Origin of the sequence: Escherichia sp. KTE159 (assembly GCF_000408805.1) — a bacterium.
GTDB classification, from domain to species: Bacteria; Pseudomonadota; Gammaproteobacteria; order Enterobacterales; family Enterobacteriaceae; genus Escherichia; species Escherichia marmotae.
Window position 1 is genome coordinate 15,439 of the sequence record NZ_KE137293.1, and the last position, 18,461, is coordinate 33,899.

Genomic DNA, 18,461 nt, shown 5'->3' on the forward strand with positions numbered 1-18,461 from the left:
ACAGCAATAGAAATTAATTATATTCAATTAATTAAAATATGTATTGTTTGATGTATTTGAAAATGATTTTTATAGGAAAAGTAAACGTAAAGAAGACGCAAGAATTAAAAGGAATGTGACGAAGAATGGCTGTGGCTGGACGTAAAACTCAGGGGCATCAGGATGATGATAAATTCCTGCCAGATGCGGCGTAAACGCCTTATCTGGCTTACAAAGCGCAACACTACGTAGGCATGATAAGGCAAACTCCCCGTTTTCAGGGGAGCGATATAAACAAGTTACACCAACCGCGCCTTTGCAAAAGCAATCGCCTGCGCCACCTGCTGCGGTGAGACGCCGCCTTTTGCCGCACGTTTGTCGAGGCACGATTGCAACGACAGAATCGGATACACATCTTCTCCAATCACCTTGCTGAATTTCTGCAACTCAGCCAGCGGCAGTTCTTCCAGTGGTTTGCCTTGACGAATGGCTTCCACCACCGCTTCACCCACAATATGGTGCGCCTCGCGGAACGGTACGCCTTTTGCCACCAGATAATCCGCCAGTTCAGTGGCGTTAGCGTAACCCTGTTGCGCCGCTTCCTGACAACGCGGGCGTTTCACCTGAATCCCATCCAGCACCAGCGCCGCCATATGCAGGCAATCCAGCCAGGTGTCGAGTGCGTCGAACAAGCCCTCTTTGTCTTCCTGCATGTCTTTGTTATAGGCCAGCGGTAACCCTTTCAGAGTCATCATCATGCCGGTTAATGCGCCCTGGACACGACCACATTTCCCACGAATCAGCTCCAGCGCATCCGGGTTTTTCTTCTGCGGCATTAAGGATGAACCGGAAGTCACGCGATCAGACAGTTCGACAAAACCCGCTTCGCCGGTGTTAAAGAAAATGAGATCTTCGGCAAAACGCGACAGATGCACCATGCCGATGGCGGCGGCAGAAAGCAGTTCCAGTACGTGATCACGGTCAGAAACGCTGTCCAGGCTGTTACGCGTTGCCGAGGCAAAACCCAGCCAGCCAGCCAGTTGTTCACGGTCAATGTCATAGGCCGTTCCCGCCAGCGCACCACAACCTAACGGGCTGACATCCAGACGCTTAAGCGCGTCCTGCAAACGGCTTTCATCACGCGCCAGCATCTCAACATAGGCCAGGCACCAGTGAGCGAACGTCACCGGTTGAGCGCGTTGCAGGTGGGTATAACCCGGCATCACTGCGTCCTGATTATTTTGCGCCGTTTCCACCAACGCCGATTGCAACTGGCGGTTAGCCGCCAGCAACTCGCTGACCATCTCTTTGCACCACAATTTCAGGTCAGTCGCTACCTGGTCATTACGGCTACGCCCGGTATGCAGTTTTTTGCCTAACTGACCCACTTTGTCGATCAGTTTACCTTCCACCCAGCTATGGATATCTTCGGCGTCGCTTTCGAGGATTTGTTGTGGCCTGGCGCGAACGTCTTCCAGCAGCACGTTCAGCGCCTCTTCTAGTTGCACCTGCTCTTCTGCGGTCAACACACCTACCGTTACCAGGGCTTTGGACCAGGCTACAGAGCCGACAATATCCTGCTCCGCCAGACGGTAATCAAAGCGCAATGAGTCATTAAATTGTTTGAACCGTTGATCTGCTGCCTGAGTAAAACGCCCGCCCCAAAGTGCCATAACTCTGTTTCCTTATTTTGAAATTCAATGCCGGAAGCTGTGCCTCCGGCCAACAAAAATTAAGCTAAAATCCGCGTCCCCATCGGCATACCGTTAAACAGTGCCGGAAGCTGTTCCGCATGACGCCAGGAGGCGATGTCCACCGGGCGGCCCAGCGTGCGTGCAGCGTCCAGCGCCGCATTCACTTTCACAATCATGCCGTCAGTAATAATGCCCTGCTCAATCAGTTGTTCTGCTTTCGCCGCGGTCATCTCAGCAATTCGTTGCCCTTTACCGTCGAGGATGCCACTGACATCAGAAAGCAAAATCAGATCCGCACCCAGCGTTGCCGCCAGTGCCGTCGCGGCCTGGTCAGCATTGACGTTCATCAGTTGCCCTTCGTCCGTCACACCAATAGAGCTGACCACCGGCAAATAACCGTTTTCCAGCAACGTGTTGATAAGCTTAGGCGAACCTGGCTGCGCCAGTCCAACATGACCCAACTCTTCATCGAGCTGGGTCACTTTGACGCTGTCGCCATCACCGAGAAACAGCCCCACAGCAGCAATCTGATGTTTCTTCGCCCACGCCAGCAGGGTTTTATTTGCCGTTCCCGCCAGTGCGCCAGTGATAATGTCTATCTGATCCGCAGGCGTCACGCGCAGGCCGTTTTTCTTTTTCACCGGCAGATTCAACCCTTTCATCAACTCATCCACCACGCAGCCGCCGCCGTGAACAATCACCAACGGACGCTGATGAGACTCGCGATAATTCACCAGTGCGCTAAACAGCCGTTCCAGCGCCTCTTCACTATCCAGCAATACGCCGCCCAGTTTGATAATTAATGGATTCATCATTGCACCCTTAAATAAGAGACTGCGTTTCCGCATAGCCGAAACGAATATTGGCACACTGGATTGCCTGTGCCGCCGCACCTTTCAATAAGTTGTCTTCGGTCGCCACCACAATCAGATGCTCGCCCTGAACGGCAAAACCGATATCGCAGAACGGTAGCCCGACAACGTTTTTCAGCGCCGGAACGCCTTTGTCATACAACCGTACCAGCGGTTTATGCGCATATGCCTGTTGCAACACTTGTGCTACTTGCGCCTGGGTCACGCCCGGTTTCAGACGGCAGGTAATCGTTTCCAGAATGCCGCGCGGGAAATTGCCCAGATGCGGGGTGAAGATCACGTCAGCACCAAGGTGTGTAGCGATCTCCGGTTGATGGCGATGGGTAAAGACACCGTATGGTTGCAGGCTGACTTCACAAAAGCTGTTAGAAATCGCTGCCTTACGTCCTGCACCGCTTACACCGCTGGTGGCGTTGATGACCGGCCACTGATTGAGATCTAGAAGATCGGCATCAATCAACGGTTTAAGCGCCAACTGCGCTGCCGTCGGGTAACACCCCGGCACCGCAATCAAATTCGCTTCTTTTAATTTATTGCCGCACCACTCCGCCAGACCATAAGCGGCTTGCTCCAGCAGTTCCGGGTATTGATGGGTAAAGCCGTAATATTTTTCATAGAAGGCGGCGTCGTTAACGCGGAATGCGCCGGAAAGGTCGAATACCACACAGCCTGCATCAAGAAACTGCGGTGCTAAATCGTGGCTAACTTCATGGGCAGTGGCGAGAAACACCACATCCACCCCTGGGCTAAACTCGCTGATATCCGACATCGGCTGCAGCGGCAGATCAACGATGCCTTTGAGCTGCGGATGCAAATCGGAGATTAACTTTCCCGCATCATTGCTTTGCGCTGAAACAGTCAAAGCGGTTATGTTCATATGCGGATGGCGATTTACATAGGTCACTAGCTCTGCGCCAGCGTAACCACTGGCACCCACAATCAGCGTATTCAACATCGGGGCTATTCACCTTCTTATGTCTGTTTGCCTGGCTAAACGTAAAATATTCACCTTACGGCTGGTGGGTTTTATTACGCTCAACGTTAGTGTATTTTTATTCACAATTAATGCATGAATATTGATACTATCATGACCAGAGGTGTGTCAACAATGAAAAACAAATTACCGCCATTTATCGAGATCTACCGTGCTCTGATTGCCACACCTTCAATAAGCGCCACGGAAGAAGCGCTCGATCAAAGCAATGCAGATTTAATCACTCTGCTGGCGGGTTGGTTCAAAGATTTGGGCTTCAATGTGGAAGTGCAGCCCGTGCCGGGAACACGCAACAAATTTAATATGCTGGCAAGTTGCGGACACGGCGCTGGCGGCTTGTTGCTGGCGGGGCATACCGATACCGTGCCGTTTGATGACGGGCGCTGGACGCGCGATCCGTTTACGCTGACTGAGCATGACGGCAAGCTCTATGGTCTGGGCACCGCCGACATGAAAGGCTTCTTTGCGTTTATCCTTGATGCACTACGCGATGTCGACGTTACGAAGCTTGCAAAGCCGCTCTACATTCTGGCGACTGCCGATGAAGAAACCAGTATGGCCGGAGCGCGTTATTTTGCCGAAACCACCGCCCTGCGCCCGGATTGCGCCATCATTGGCGAACCGACGTCACTGCAACCGGTACGCGCACATAAAGGCCATATTTCTAACGCCATTCGCATTATGGGTCAGTCGGGGCACTCCAGCGATCCGGCACGCGGGGTGAATGCCATCGAGCTGATGCATGACGCCATCGGCCATATTTTACAATTACGTGACGACCTTAAAGAACGCTATCACTATGAAGCGTTTACCGTACCGTATCCCACGCTCAACCTCGGGCATATTCACGGCGGTGACGCATCTAACCGAATTTGCGCCTGCTGTGAGTTGCATATGGATATTCGTCCGCTGCCTGGCATGACGCTCAATGAACTTAACGGCTTGCTCAACGACGCGCTGGCACCGGTAAGCGAACGCTGGCCGGGTCGTCTGACGGTCGAAGAGCTGCATCCGCCGATCCCTGGTTATGAGTGCCCGCCGAATCATCAACTGGTTGAAGTGGTTGAGAAATTGCTCGGCGCACAGACCGAAGTGGTGAACTACTGTACCGAAGCACCGTTTATTCAGACGCTATGCCCGACGCTGGTGTTAGGACCAGGTTCAATCAATCAAGCCCATCAGCCTGATGAATATCTGGAGACACGGTTTATTAAACCCACCCGCGAGTTGATCACCCAGGTGATTCACCATTTTTGCTGGCATTAAAACGTAGGCCGGACAAAGCGCTCGCGCCGCATCCGGCACTGCTGCCAAACTCCAGCGACGCAATAATGTCGGATGCGATGCTTGCGCATCTTATCCGACCTACGTATTTGGTGTTACGCGAGGCGAATTTTTAACATTCCCATAAGTTACGCTTATTTAAAACGTCGTGAATTTAATGGCGTAAATCCCTGCTATTTATTCGTTTGCTGAAGCGATTTCGCAGCATTTGACGTCACCGCGTTTACGTGGCTTTATAAAAGACGACGAAAAGCAAAGCCCGAGCATATTCGCGCCAATGCGACGTGAAGGATACAGGGCTATCAAACGATAAGATGGGGTGTCTGGGGTCATATGAACGAACAATATTCCGCGTTGCGCAGTAATGTCAGTATGCTCGGCAAAGTGCTGGGAGAAACCATCAAGGATGCGTTGGGAGAACACATTCTTGAACGCGTAGAAACTATCCGTAAGTTGTCCAAATCTTCACGCGCTGGCAATGATGCTAACCGCCAGGAGTTGCTCACCACCTTACAAAATTTGTCGAACGACGAGCTGCTACCCGTTGCGCGTGCGTTTAGCCAGTTCCTGAACCTGGCCAACACCGCCGAGCAATACCACAGCATTTCGCCAAAAGGTGAGGCTGCCAGCAATCCGGAAGTGATCGCCCGTACCCTGCGTAAACTAAAAAACCAGCCAGACCTTAGCGAAGAAACTATCAAAAAAGCGGTTGAATCGTTGTCGCTGGAACTGGTTCTTACCGCACACCCAACCGAAATCACCCGCCGCACACTGATCCACAAAATGGTGGAAGTGAACGCCTGCTTAAAACAGCTCGACAACAAAGATCTCGCTGACTACGAACATCACCAATTAATGCGCCGTCTGCGCCAGTTGATCGCCCAGTCATGGCATACCGATGAAATCCGTAAACTACGCCCAAGCCCAATTGATGAAGCCAAATGGGGTTTTGCAGTAGTAGAAAACAGCCTGTGGCAGGGCGTGCCGAATTACCTGCGCGAACTGAATGAGCAACTGGAAGAAAACCTGGGCTACAAACTGCCGGTAGAATTTGTTCCGGTTCGTTTTACCTCGTGGATGGGCGGCGACCGCGATGGCAACCCAAACGTCACCGCCGACATCACCCGTCACGTACTTCTGCTCAGTCGCTGGAAAGCAACTGACCTGTTCCTGAAAGATATTCAGGTTCTGGTCTCCGAGTTGTCGATGGTTGAAGCAACACCTGAACTGCTGGCGCTGGTCGGTGAAGAAGGTGCTGCAGAGCCGTATCGCTATCTGATGAAAAACCTGCGTTCTCGCCTGATGGCGACCCAGGCGTGGCTGGAAGCGCGCCTGAAAGGTGAAGAACTGCCAAAACCGGAAGGCCTGCTGACACAGAACGAAGAATTATGGGAGCCGCTCTACGCTTGCTACCAGTCACTTCAGGCATGTGGCATGGGGATTATCGCCAACGGCGATCTGCTCGATACTCTGCGCCGCGTGAAATGTTTCGGCGTACCGCTGGTGCGTATTGATATCCGCCAGGAGAGTACTCGTCATACCGAAGCATTGGGTGAACTGACCCGCTACCTCGGCATCGGAGACTACGAAAGCTGGTCAGAGGCCGACAAACAGGCGTTCCTGATCCGCGAACTGAACTCTAAACGTCCGTTGCTGCCTCGCAACTGGCAACCAAGCGCCGAAACGCGCGAAGTGCTCGATACGTGTCAGGTGATTGCCGAAGCGCCGCAAGGCTCCATTGCCGCCTACGTGATCTCGATGGCGAAAACACCGTCTGACGTACTGGCTGTCCACCTGCTACTGAAAGAAGCGGGAATTGGATTCGCGATGCCGGTCGCACCGCTGTTTGAAACCCTCGATGACCTGAACAACGCCAACGATGTTATGACCCAACTGCTGAATATCGACTGGTATCGCGGTCTGATTCAGGGCAAACAGATGGTAATGATTGGCTATTCCGACTCAGCAAAAGATGCGGGCGTGATGGCGGCATCCTGGGCGCAGTATCAGGCACAGGATGCGTTAATCAAAACCTGCGAAAAGGCGGGTATTGAACTGACGCTGTTCCACGGTCGCGGCGGTTCCATTGGCCGCGGTGGCGCACCAGCACATGCAGCACTGCTTTCGCAACCGCCGGGAAGCCTGAAAGGCGGCCTGCGTGTGACCGAACAGGGCGAGATGATCCGCTTTAAATACGGTCTACCGGAAATCACCGTTAGCAGCCTGTCGCTGTACACCGGGGCGATTCTGGAAGCCAACCTGCTGCCACCGCCAGAGCCGAAAGAGAGCTGGCGTCGGATTATGGATGAACTGTCGGTCATCTCTTGCGATGTCTATCGTGGCTACGTGCGTGAAAACAAAGATTTTGTTCCTTACTTCCGTTCCGCTACGCCAGAACAGGAACTGGGCAAACTGCCGTTGGGTTCACGTCCGGCGAAACGTCGCCCAACCGGCGGCGTCGAATCACTGCGCGCCATTCCGTGGATCTTCGCCTGGACGCAAAACCGCCTGATGCTTCCCGCCTGGCTGGGTGCGGGTACAGCGCTGCAAAAAGTGGTCGAAGATGGCAAACAGAACGAACTGGAAACCATGTGCCGCGACTGGCCGTTCTTCTCAACACGTCTGGGAATGCTGGAGATGGTGTTCGCAAAAGCGGATCTGTGGCTGGCGGAATACTATGACCAACGCCTGGTCGACAAAGAACTGTGGCCGTTAGGTAAAGAGTTACGCAATCTGCAAGAAGAAGACATCAAAGTGGTGCTGGCGATTGCCAACGATTCCCATCTGATGGCGGATCTGCCGTGGATTGCCGAGTCTATTCAGCTACGGAATATATACACCGACCCGCTGAACGTGTTGCAGGCAGAGCTACTGCACCGCTCCCGCCAGGCGGAAAAAGAAGGTCATGAACCGGATCCCCGCGTAGAACAAGCGTTAATGGTCACTATTGCCGGGATTGCGGCAGGTATGCGTAATACCGGCTAATCTCTCCCTCTATCAACCCTCGTGCAATAGTGCGAGGGTTTTCTGAAATACTTCTGTTCTAACTCCCTCGTTTTCAATATATTTCTGTCTGCATTTTATTCAAATTCTGGATATCCCTTCAGATATCCTTAAGGTTTTGCCGATACATTCGGCGCTATTTTTTCGAGACAGGTTCTTACTATGCATTCCACAGAAGTCCAGGCTAAACCCCTTTTTAGCTGGAAAGCCCTGGGTTGGGCACTGCTCTACTTTTGGTTTTTCTCTACCCTACTACAGGTCATTATTTACGTCAGCGGCTACAGCGGTACTAACGGCATGCGCGACTCGCTGTTGTTTAGTTCGCTGTGGTTGATCCCGGTATTCCTCTTTCCGAAGCGGATTAAAATTATCGCCGCGGTAATCGGCGTGATGCTGTGGGCGGCCTCTCTGGCGGCGCTGTGTTACTACGTCATATACGGTCAGGAGTTCTCGCAGAGCGTTCTGTTTGTGATGTTTGAAACCAACACCAACGAAGCCAGCGAGTATTTAAGCCAGTATTTCAGCCTGAAGATTGTGCTTATCGCGCTGGCCTATACAGCAGTGGCAGTTCTGCTATGGACACGCCTGCGCCCGGTCTATATTCCGAAGCCGTGGCGTTATGTTGTCTCTTTTGCCCTGCTTTATGGTTTGATTCTGCACCCGATCGCCATGAACACGTTTATCAAAAACAAACCGTTTGAGAAAACGTTGGATAATCTGGCATCGCGCATGGAACCCGCCGCGCCGTGGCAATTCCTGACAGGTTATTATCAGTATCGCCAGCAACTTAACTCACTGACGAAACTACTGAATGAAAATAACGCATTACCGCCGCTGGCTAATTTCAAAGACGAATCGGGCAACGAACCGCGCACCTTAGTACTGGTGATTGGCGAATCAACCCAGCGTGGACGCATGAGCTTGTACGGTTATCCGCGTGAAACCACGCCTGAACTGGATGCGCTGCATAAAACCGACCCAAACCTGACCGTGTTCAATAATGTGGTCACATCGCGTCCGTACACCATTGAAATCCTGCAACAGGCGCTGACTTTCGCCAACGAAAAGAATCCGGATCTGTACCTGACGCAGCCGTCGCTGATGAACATGATGAAACAGGCGGGTTATAAAACGTTCTGGATCACCAACCAGCAAACGATGACCGCCCGCAACACCATGCTGACGGTATTTTCGCGCCAGACCGATAAACAGTACTACATGAACCAGCAACGCACACAGAGTGCGCGTGAATACGACACCAACGTGCTGAAGCCGTTCCAGGAAGTGCTGAAGGACCCCGCGCCGAAGAAACTGATCATCGTTCATCTGCTGGGTACGCACATCAAATACAAATATCGTTACCCGGAAGATCAGGGCAAGTTTGATGGCAATACCGATCACGTGCCGCCGGGATTAAGCGCAGAAGAGTTGGAATCGTATAACGATTACGACAACGCCAACTTGTACAACGATCACGTAGTTGCCAGCCTGATTAAAGACTTTAAAGCTGCTGATCCGAATGGTTTCCTGGTTTACTTCTCTGACCACGGTGAAGAGGTTTATGACACACCACCGCATAAAACTCAGGGGCGTAATGAAGACAACCCGACGCGCCACATGTACACCATTCCGTTCCTGCTGTGGACGTCGGAAAAATGGCAGGCGACTCATCCGCGTGATTTCTCGCAGGATGTCGATCGTAAATACAGCCTGGCTGAACTGATCCACACCTGGTCGGATTTGGCGGGCTTATCTTACGACGGTTACGATCCAACCCGTTCGGTGGTGAACCCGCAATTCAAAGAAACCACCCGCTGGATTGGTAACCCGTATAAGAAAAATGCGCTGATCGATTACGACACTCTGCCGTATGGCGATCAGGTGGGTAATCAGTAATTATCTACCAGGTGCTATTTGCCGGATGCGACGCTTGACGCGTCTTATCCGGCCTACAGATCGCGGCGGTAGGCCGGATAAGGCGTTTACGCCGCATCCGGCAATACAACTGCCGCAATGTTTACATCTCACTCCCATCAGGCCACACTTTTCAGGTGGCCTTTTTTCATAATGCCAGTTACTGTTTTCCCGTCTACATACCTGAGGGAATAACATGTATCACGACGTCAACTATCTGCTCTCCCGCCTAATCAACGGCCCGCTGTTACTCCGCCAGGTTTACTTCGCGAGCAGCAACGGCCCGGCCCCCGATCTCGCGTATAAGGTCGATTTTCCACGGCTGGAAATTGTGCTGGAAGGCGAGTTTGTTGATACCGGTACAGGTGCAACGTTAGTTTCCGGCGATATACTGTACGTTCCCGCTGGCGGGTGGAATTTCCCACAATGGGAAACACCCGCCACGACATTTAGCGTTCTGTTTGGCAAACAGCAACTCGGCTTCAGCGTCGTACAGTGGGATGGCAAACAATATCAAAATCTGGCGAAGCAACACGTCGCCCGACGTGGCCCACGTATTGGCTCGTTCCTGCTACAAACGCTCAATGAAATGCAAATGCAGCCGCAGGAGCAACAAACAGCCAGGCACTTTTCGAAGCCATTCGCGATTACATCGACGAACGTTATGCCACCGCGCTGACCCGCGAATCTGTCGCGCAGGCGTTCTACATTTCACCAAACTACCTATCGCACCTGTTTCAAAAAACGGGGGCTATTGGCTTTAACGAATACCTGAATCACACGCGACTGGAACATGCTAAGACGCTACTGAAAGGCTATGATCTGAAGGTAAAAGAAGTGGCTCACGCCTGCGGTTTTGTCGACAGCAACTACTTCTGCCGTCTGTTTCGTAAAAATACCGAACGCTCGCCGTCGGAATATCGTCGGCAGTACCACAGCCAACTGACAGAAAAACCAACTACTCCAGAATAAGGTGCGTTTGCTGCGGCGCAGAAAGCACCTTACGAACAGCACTCATCACCCGATGAGGTTCGCGTAGAAAAGCGTAGATACCGCATTGTACATAGCGACAATGTTCAAAACGCTCGGCACCAGAAAGCTCGATATCTGTAATCAACAACACAACATCCGCGCGACGGATATTCTCGTCCGATAAGCGGTTCTCCGTTCCCAGCGCCCCCTGAGTTTCAATGCTGACGCTCCACTTTTCCTGCTGACACAACTTTTCCAGCCGTTCTGCCGCCATATAGGTATGTGCCACACCGCTAACGCAGGCGGTAACTGCAACCAGATATGCCATCCTACCCCCCAACCGTAACCTGAAAACCAGCCTGTTCAGCCATTTCACGCATCAATGCCACATCGGCTGACGACGGTGCCGGTATATCTTTCATCGACCATTCGCGCCCCAACAGACGGTATTTCGGTTCACCGTACTGATGAAACGGCAACAGGTGGATCTGCCTGATATTCAAAGGAATCAACACATCCAGCGCCTGCTGCATATTCTCTCTGCTGAGCGTATAGCCGGGGATCAGCGGCAAACGAGGGATCACATTGATACCTTCACTCACCAGCAAACGCAGATTCTCCAGCACGCGCGGCAGATTCATTTTCACCACGTCCCGCGCTCTTGTCGGGTCCATAATTTTTAAATCGAACAACACTTCATCGCACAATTTCGCCAGCGGTAGCAACCTGCTTGCTGGCGCGTCTCCGGCAGTTTCGATGGCACATGACACGCCCCACAGCCGCAGTCGTTGCAAAAAACGGGTAGCAAACTCCGCTTGCACCAACACTTCACCGCCAGAAAGCGTGACACCACCGCCAGACGTGCGAAAGAAAATGTCATCCTTCATCACTTCCCGTTCCAGAGCGTCGAGGCTGATATCACGACCAATCCGCTCAAATGCGCCGGAAGGACATTCATCTGCATCACGTAAACATTTCGCGCAATGCAGACATTTCGCCTCTCTACGCACCGTCTGGATTTTGCCGGAGATCGACTCCGGATTAGCACACCACGGGCACAGATGTGGGCAGCCTTTAAAAAAGACCACCGTACGAATACCCTCACCGTCATTCAGCGAATAACGCTGAATGTTAAAAATACGCGCCACATCCTCGCGGCGCGTTTCCACAACGTTACAACTGATGCGCTGTACGGCGGATAATGTCATCCTGAATTTCCTTCGAGAGTTCGACAAAGAAGGCGCTGTATCCGGCAACGCGTACCACCAGCCCCGCATAGTCCTGCGGGCGCAATTGGGCTTCACGTAACGTGTCGGCATTCACTACGTTAAATTGAACGTGCTGCAACTTAAGCTGAGTAAATGCACGTAAGAAGTCAGCCAGTTTGCGTAATCCCGCTTCACCTTCCAGGGTAGCCGGAGTGAATTTCACATTCAGCAACGTACCGTTAGAAAGCAACGTGTTATCAAGTTTACTTACTGACTTCAGCACCGCCGTTGGCCCTTGTCCGTCCTGACCCAACATTGGTGACAAACCACCATCAGCCAGTTGTTCTCCGGCGAAGCGGCCGTCTGGCGTCGCGCCAACCACCGACCCCAACGGGACGTGAGCAGAAACGGTATACGACCCCGGCGTGAAGTAGCCGCCGCGCGGGTTCTGGTATTTTTCCACTTCTTTGCAGTAATGGCGCAGCAATTCGGCGCTAATGTTATCCACCTCGTCGATATCGTTGCCGTACTTCTCAAAGCGGTTAATTAAACGAGCACGGATTTTTTCGCCTTCTGGCGTTTCGAAGTTTGCTTTTAATACCGACAACAATTCGTCAAAACTTAAACGTTGTTGATCAAAAACCATCCCTTTCAACGCATGGAGTGAATCACTCAGGTTAGCGATACCAATCCCCTGCACGCCGGAAAAGTTATAACGCGCGCCGCTGTCGGTAATATCGCGGCCTTTTTCCAGACAATCGCTGATAAACGAAGAGAGCAGCGGCACTGGTGCCCAGTCACGATGGCCGATATCGCAAATATTGCTGCCTTCAACCATCAGAGTGATGTAGTGGCTGATCTTCGCGCGAATTTGTTCCAGCAAACCGTCATAACTCAATGCGGAATTACCTTCATTCTCATGCAGGCAGATTTCCATCACTTTCAGCAGGTTAAACATCGCGATATCGTGCAGACCGTAGGTTCTGCCCGGAATGGATAATTCCACGCAACCGACCACTGAATAGTCGCGCGCATCTTCCAGCGAAACACCACGGTTGAGGAACGCGGGCACCACCACTTCATCGTTGAAGATTTGCGGAATACCAGTACCAAGACGAATGGTTTCTGCGGTTTTCATCAGGAACGGCGTGTCAATCAAGGCGTTAGTGCGCACACCGAGATTTGGCTGCGGCAACTGTACGCTTTGATAGGCGTCGAGACAGAGAAACGAAAGCACATTCACCGCGCTACGTCCGTTTTCCGTTAAACCACCGAGCAGTGCGGTATAGCCGGTCGGGAAACCTGCGAAATAGCGCGCGCTGCTGGTGGAACGTAACAGCACAATGTCATTACATTTCACCCACAGGGACTCGAGCAGTTCTTTCAGGAACGCCGGATCTTCACCCTGGGTCAGCGAGGCCTGATAGAACGGCAACATATACTGATCGAAGCGCCCTAACGACAGCGAACTGGCGTTAGATTCATATTGCAGAATGATGTTCATGTACCAGAACAACTGGCACGCCTGCCAGAACGTCTGCGGCTTATGTTCGGCGTTATGACGGGAGATCTCCGCAATAGTCAGCAATTCTTCCCGACGTTGGGCATTAACGCAGCTTGCTGCCATCGTTTCTGCCAGTTCGGCGTAACGCAAAATATGTTTCTGCGAGGCTTCCAGCAATAACAGCGCAGCCTGATAAAAGTGATTATCCGGCTGTTGCTGGCAATGTTGTTGCATCTGCGCCACCAGCTCACCCAGCCCGTGATTCAGCAGGCGTGGGTAATCAATAATGATGTGCCCCTGGCCTTTATCCGTCTGGTTGATGCTGAAAATCTGCGTACTGGTCGCCGCTTTAACTTCGTCCGTCATCTGCCCATTGATGAAATCTTTCATCGAGCGTTTTTCCCAGTACGGGAACAACTCTTCGCGATAGATACGTTTATCTTCTTCACTAATGGCGAAGCGATCCTGCGGGCGTGTCGGGAATTGATCCAGCTCTTTCAGCAACCAGTAAGGATCCATTTCCGGCGACATAATCCCGGCGCGCGGTTTTACGGTGCGGTTACCGGCAATCAGTTCTTCATCACGAATCGAAATTTCAACATGTTCAAGGATATACGCTGTCGCTTTCGCCCGGCGCAATATCACCGGTTCGCCTTCGGTTTGCCGATGGCTGGCGGTATAAAGCAGCGCCCGCTCCAACGAGATTTCACGGGTATTGGCAAACAGTGCAGTTTTAAGGCGAGAGATACGATTCGTCATGAGGAACTCCTGTGGGAAAGCGAACCCGCCCTTGCGGGCGGGATAAGAACTTAAGCGGTTTGCGCCAGGTGAGCTTCAATTTTGCTCATAATGGCGTCAGCGCGTTTTACTGCGTCGCTGATGTTGACACGCACGATGGTCTTGCCAGCAAAACGCTCTTCAAACTTGATGCCGATATCTTTGGTCAGAATCACCATATCGGCGCTCGCCACGTCTTCCGCAGTCAGTTCGTTTTCCAGACCAATCGACCCCTGGGTTTCTACTTTCACTTCCCAGCCTTTTGCTTTCGCGGCACTTTCCAGCGCCTCTGCCGCCATATAGGTATGGGCAACACCTGAAGGACATGCGGTTACTGCAATAATTTTCGTCATGGCTCGTTCCTCAATTAATTAATTTCAAAATCCAGATCCAGGTCGTCTTCCTTCTCATCAGTTGAAGACCCATTTTTACGCGCCAGACTTTTCAGCACGTTAACGCAGATAGCCGTCGCTACAGCCCCAACAGCCACTGCCGCGATGTAACCCAACTTGCCTTCAACTACCGGCAGCACAATCAGACCACCCCAGCCTGCATAGCACTGCGCACCAACCAATGCCGCGGTGACCGTGCCACAAACAGTGCCCACCATGATGGAAGGGATCACACGCAACGGATCGGCGGCGGCGAAAGGAATCGCCCCTTCAGTGACACCAACACAGCCCATCACCAACGCCGCTTTACCGGTTTCACGTTCTTCTGCGGAGAAGTTTTTGCGACCAATCAGCGTCGCCAGCCCCATCCCCAGCGGCGGAACACAGATCCCTACTGCCGCGATCGCCACCACGGTATAAACACCCTGGGCGACACAAATCAGCATGAATGCATACGCCACTTTGTTAACCGGACCGCCCATATCGAACGCCAGCATCAGCCCCATAATGACCGCCAGCATGATAATGCTGCCCTGCTGCATTCCCTGAAGCCACTGGGTCAGACTGTTAGTCAATGCGCCCACAGGCTCGCCCAGCCCCCACATCATGACGCCAGCGGTAATTAAGGTGCCGACGATCGGAATAATGAAGATTGGCATGACAGAACGCAGAACTTTATGCACCGGGATTTTCTTCAGGTAATGCACCACGATGCCGCCGATAATCCCGGCGATCAGCGCGCCAAAGAAGCCTGCACCAAAACTGTTACCGACCCAGGCACCAATAGCGCACGGAGCCAGCGCGGAACATTCCGCAATGGAATAACCGATGTAAGCAGCAAGGAAAGGCACCATCAGCGTTAAGCCCGCGACGCCGATATCAAACAGTTTTTTCAGATTCGGATCGGCTACGGCATCTGGCACCGCACCTTTGCCGTACAGCATGACGGAAACCGCCAGCAAAATACCGCCCGATACTACGAAGGGAATCATGTGTGAAACGCCCGTCATTAAATGCTGACGAGTGTTTTTCAGTATCTGCACCAACTCATTCATAAGCTGCTCCTGGGCTTGCAAAAGCCCATGTCCATATTTTTTTGATGGGAGAAACAATAGGCAATCGCAAGCGGAGCAAACAGTGGATAAAAAGGCCATTTACTGGACTTTTGTAATGTCAGTACAAAAATGCGATCCGCCTCATAACTTGCGTTATCTCGGAATCATGCCGGAGTGGCGCGTCTTGTGAGACGCGTCGCAAATTGACGGTTACATTACATTTGTCCAGCTTTTGACAGATTTGTCACATGGCAGGCCGTTACCGTGCACTCTTATCCTGTAAACAGAAAACCTTACCGGGAGAGAGGCAATGGCCCTGATTGTGGAATTTATTTGTGAGCTACCTAATGGCGTACATGCACGTCCGGCAAGCCACGTTGAAACGCTGTGTAATACTTTTTCATCGCAAATTGAGTGGCATAACCTGCGTACCGATCGCAAGGGCAACGCCAAAAGCGCGCTGGCGCTGATTGGCACCGATACACTGGTGGGCGATAACTGCCAGTTACTGATTTCTGGAGCCGACGAACAAGAAGCACACCAGCGTTTAAGCCAATGGCTGCGCGATGAATTTCCCCACTGTGACGCGCCGCTGGAAGAAGTAAAATCTGACGAACTGGAGCCGCTGCCGGTTTCACTGACTAATCTGAATCCGCGCATTATCCGCGCCCGCACCGTGTGTAACGGTAGCGCAGGCGGCATCCTGACGCCGATTTCCTCTTTAGATCTCAATGCACTGGGTAATCTTCCTGCCGCTAAAGATGCTGACGCCGAACAATCTGCACTGGAAAACGGCCTGACACTGGTACTGAAAAACATTGAGTTTCGTCTGCTGGATAGCGACGGTGCCACCAGCGCAATACTGGAAGCCCACCGTTCGTTAGCGGGCGATACCTCTTTACGTCAACACTTACTGGCGGGTGTCAGCGAGGGATTAAGCTGTGCCGAAGCGATTGTTGCCAGTGCGAATCACTTTTGCGAAGAGTTCGCCCGTTCCAGTAGTAGCTACCTGCAAGAGCGTGCGCTGGATGTGCGCGACGTCTGCTTCCAGTTACTCCAGCAAATTTACGGCGAACAACGCTTCCCGGCACCGGGTAAATTGACGCAGCCAGCCATTTGTATGGCGGATGAACTAACCCCCAGTCAGTTCCTCGAACTGGATAAAAATCACCTCAAAGGTCTGCTACTGAAAAGCGGCGGCACCACCTCACACACGGTGATCCTTGCCCGTTCATTTAATATTCCGACGCTGGTCGGCGTGGATATCGAGACCCTTAGCCCGTGGCTGCAACAAACGATTTATATCGACGGCAACGCCGGGGCGATTGTGGTCGAACCGACAGAAGCGGTGGCGCGTTATTATCAACAGGAAGCGCGCGTACAGGACGCTCTGCGTGAGCAACAACGTGTCTGGCTGACCCAGCAAGCCCGCACCGCTGATGGTATTCGTATCGAAGTTGCTGCTAACATCGCTCACTCGGTAGAAGCACAGGCTGCGTTTGGCAATGGCGCAGAAGGCGTTGGTCTGTTCCGCACTGAAATGCTCTATATGGATCGCACCAGTGCACCGGGCGAAAGCGAGTTGTACAACATTTTTTGTCAGGCGCTGGAATCCGCCAACGGGCGCAGCATTATTGTGCGTACTATGGATATTGGCGGCGATAAACCCGTTGATTATCTGAATATTCCCGCAGAAGCCAACCCATTCCTTGGTTATCGCGCGGTGCGTATTTATGAAGAATACGCGTCACTGTTTACCACGCAATTACGGTCGATCCTGCGCGCCTCTGCTCACGGCAGCCTGAAAATCATGATCCCGATGATCTCCTCAATGGAAGAGATCTTATGGGTGAAAGAAAAGCTGGCGGAAGCCAAACAGCAACTGCGTAACGAACACATTCCGTTTGATGAAAAGATCCCACTCGGCATCATGCTGGAAGTGCCGTCGGTCATGTTCATTATCGACCAGTGCTGCGAAGAGATTGATTTCTTTAGTATCGGCAGTAACGACCTGACGCAGTATCTGCTGGCGGTGGATCGTGATAACGCTAAAGTCACCCGTCACTACAACAGTCTGAATCCGGCATTCCTGCGGGCGCTTGATTACGCCGTTCAGGCAGTGCATCGCCAGGGTAAATGGATCGGCCTGTGCGGAGAACTGGGGGCAAAAGGTTCCGTACTGCCGCTGCTGATCGGTTTAGGGCTGGATGAACTTAGCATGAGCGCACCGTCAATTCCGGCGGCAAAAGCACGCATGGCGCAACTCGACAGCCGCGAATGTCGTCAGTTGCTTAACCAGGCGATGGCCTGCCGTACTTCACTGGAAGTGGAGCATCTGCTGGCGCAGTTCCGTATGACGCAACAGGATGCGCCGCTGGTTACCGCCGAGTGCATCACGCTGGAAAGCGACTGGCGCAGCAAAGAAGAAGTGCTCAAAGGCATGACCGATAACCTGCTGCTGGCAGGACGCTGTCGCTATCCGCGGAAACTGGAAGCCGATCTGTGGGCGCGTGAGGCCGTCTTCTCTACCGGACTGGGCTTTAGTTTCGCCATTCCACACAGCAAATCAGAACATATTGAGCAGTCGACCATCAGTGTGGCTCGTCTGCAAGCACCTGTGCGCTGGGGCGATGATGAAGCACAATTCATCATTATGTTAACCCTGAACAAACACGCTGCGGGCGATCAGCATATGCGCATTTTCTCGCGCCTCGCTCGCCGCATCATGCACGAAGAATTCCGTAACGCGCTGGTTAACGCCGCTTCCGCCGACGCTATCGCCAGCCTGCTGCAACATGAACTGGAACTGTAAA

At 52.5% G+C, this 18,461-nt stretch carries 12 protein-coding genes and 1 pseudogene; 5 read left to right on the top strand and 8 right to left on the bottom strand.

Features of this window, described 5'->3' with window-relative positions; genetic code table 11:
- Nucleotides 1-278: 278 nt before the first annotated feature.
- The 3 genes from argH to argC are packed head-to-tail and all read right to left on the bottom strand — an operon-like array spanning nt 279 to nt 3,500.
- Nucleotides 279-1,652 (bottom strand): argininosuccinate lyase, encoded by a 1,374-nt coding sequence (gene argH, locus A31E_RS04950; RefSeq protein WP_001240113.1) that lies wholly within the window; start codon nt 1,650-1,652, stop codon nt 279-281.
- Nucleotides 1,653-1,711: 59 nt separating this feature from the next.
- Complete coding sequence (gene argB, locus A31E_RS04945; RefSeq protein ID WP_001362445.1) at nt 1,712-2,488, bottom strand: acetylglutamate kinase; 777 nt, start codon at nt 2,486-2,488, stop codon at nt 1,712-1,714.
- A 7-nt stretch (nt 2,489-2,495) separates the two neighbouring features.
- Nucleotides 2,496-3,500 (bottom strand): N-acetyl-gamma-glutamyl-phosphate reductase, encoded by a 1,005-nt coding sequence (gene argC / locus A31E_RS04940; protein ID WP_000935354.1) that lies wholly within the window; start codon nt 3,498-3,500, stop codon nt 2,496-2,498.
- 153 nt (nt 3,501-3,653) lie between these two features.
- On the opposite strand from argC, the gene argE reads away from it, so the two are divergent.
- From argE to A31E_RS0123140, 4 genes and pseudogenes are all read left to right on the top strand, one after another.
- Nucleotides 3,654-4,805 (top strand): acetylornithine deacetylase, encoded by a 1,152-nt coding sequence (argE, locus tag A31E_RS04935; RefSeq protein ID WP_001517526.1) that lies wholly within the window; start codon nt 3,654-3,656, stop codon nt 4,803-4,805.
- Nucleotides 4,806-5,156: 351 nt separating this feature from the next.
- Nucleotides 5,157-7,808 carry a phosphoenolpyruvate carboxylase gene (gene ppc / locus A31E_RS04930; protein WP_001005558.1) on the top strand — a complete coding sequence of 884 codons (2,652 nt, stop codon included), beginning with the start codon at nt 5,157-5,159 and terminating at the stop codon, nt 7,806-7,808.
- Nucleotides 7,809-7,988: 180 nt separating this feature from the next.
- Complete coding sequence (locus tag A31E_RS04925) at nt 7,989-9,722, top strand: phosphoethanolamine transferase CptA (RefSeq protein ID WP_016249364.1); 1,734 nt, start codon at nt 7,989-7,991, stop codon at nt 9,720-9,722.
- 214 nt (nt 9,723-9,936) lie between these two features.
- Nucleotides 9,937-10,712, top strand: a pseudogene (locus A31E_RS0123140) (helix-turn-helix transcriptional regulator).
- Here A31E_RS0123140 and A31E_RS04920 read toward each other — a convergent pair.
- From A31E_RS04920 to A31E_RS04900, 5 genes are read right to left on the bottom strand one after another with little or no spacing between them, the layout of a single operon-like run.
- Nucleotides 10,699-11,040 carry a PTS fructose-like transporter subunit IIB gene (locus A31E_RS04920; RefSeq protein ID WP_000323857.1) on the bottom strand — a complete coding sequence of 114 codons (342 nt, stop codon included), beginning with the start codon at nt 11,038-11,040 and terminating at the stop codon, nt 10,699-10,701. The pseudogene A31E_RS0123140 and the gene A31E_RS04920 sit on opposite strands and share 14 nt — an antisense overlap.
- Before the next feature lies 1 nt (nt 11,041).
- Nucleotides 11,042-11,920, bottom strand: a complete 879-nt coding sequence (locus A31E_RS04915) for a [formate-C-acetyltransferase]-activating enzyme (RefSeq protein ID WP_000175534.1) — start codon at nt 11,918-11,920, stop codon at nt 11,042-11,044.
- A complete protein-coding gene (locus tag A31E_RS04910) occupies nt 11,886-14,183 on the bottom strand; it encodes a formate C-acetyltransferase (protein WP_016249366.1) in 2,298 nt (765 codons plus the stop codon). The genes A31E_RS04915 and A31E_RS04910 overlap by 35 nt, the downstream gene beginning before the upstream one ends.
- 50 nt (nt 14,184-14,233) lie before the next feature.
- Nucleotides 14,234-14,554: a PTS fructose-like transporter subunit IIB gene (locus A31E_RS04905; protein ID WP_000161265.1), complete on the bottom strand. Its 321-nt coding sequence runs from the start codon at nt 14,552-14,554 to the stop codon at nt 14,234-14,236.
- 14 nt (nt 14,555-14,568) lie between these two features.
- Nucleotides 14,569-15,648, bottom strand: coding sequence for a PTS fructose transporter subunit EIIC (locus A31E_RS04900; RefSeq protein WP_016249367.1), 1,080 nt, complete (start codon nt 15,646-15,648; stop codon nt 14,569-14,571).
- A 310-nt stretch (nt 15,649-15,958) separates the two neighbouring features.
- On the opposite strand from A31E_RS04900, the gene ptsP reads away from it, so the two are divergent.
- A complete protein-coding gene (ptsP, locus tag A31E_RS04895; protein WP_001185149.1) occupies nt 15,959-18,460 on the top strand; it encodes a phosphoenolpyruvate--protein phosphotransferase in 2,502 nt (833 codons plus the stop codon).
- Nucleotide 18,461 lies beyond the last annotated feature (1 nt).

Bases quoted from the DNA above. Each gene is read 5' to 3' on its own strand.
- A31E_RS04900 (WP_016249367.1), bottom strand. From the start codon at position 15,648: ATGAATGAGTTGGTGCAGATACTGAAAAACACTCGTCAGCATTTAATG.
- argH (WP_001240113.1), bottom strand. From the start codon at position 1,652: ATGGCACTTTGGGGCGGGCGTTTTACTCAGGCAGCAGATCAACGGTTC.
- A31E_RS04925 (WP_016249364.1), top strand. From the start codon at position 7,989: ATGCATTCCACAGAAGTCCAGGCTAAACCCCTTTTTAGCTGGAAAGCC.
- A31E_RS04905 (WP_000161265.1), bottom strand. From the start codon at position 14,554: ATGACGAAAATTATTGCAGTAACCGCATGTCCTTCAGGTGTTGCCCAT.
- argE (WP_001517526.1), top strand. From the start codon at position 3,654: ATGAAAAACAAATTACCGCCATTTATCGAGATCTACCGTGCTCTGATT.
- argC (WP_000935354.1), bottom strand. From the start codon at position 3,500: ATGTTGAATACGCTGATTGTGGGTGCCAGTGGTTACGCTGGCGCAGAG.
- argB (WP_001362445.1), bottom strand. From the start codon at position 2,488: ATGATGAATCCATTAATTATCAAACTGGGCGGCGTATTGCTGGATAGT.
- ptsP (WP_001185149.1), top strand. From the start codon at position 15,959: ATGGCCCTGATTGTGGAATTTATTTGTGAGCTACCTAATGGCGTACAT.
- ppc (WP_001005558.1), top strand. From the start codon at position 5,157: ATGAACGAACAATATTCCGCGTTGCGCAGTAATGTCAGTATGCTCGGC.
- A31E_RS04920 (WP_000323857.1), bottom strand. From the start codon at position 11,040: ATGGCATATCTGGTTGCAGTTACCGCCTGCGTTAGCGGTGTGGCACAT.
- A31E_RS04915 (WP_000175534.1), bottom strand. From the start codon at position 11,920: ATGACATTATCCGCCGTACAGCGCATCAGTTGTAACGTTGTGGAAACG.
- A31E_RS04910 (WP_016249366.1), bottom strand. From the start codon at position 14,183: ATGACGAATCGTATCTCTCGCCTTAAAACTGCACTGTTTGCCAATACC.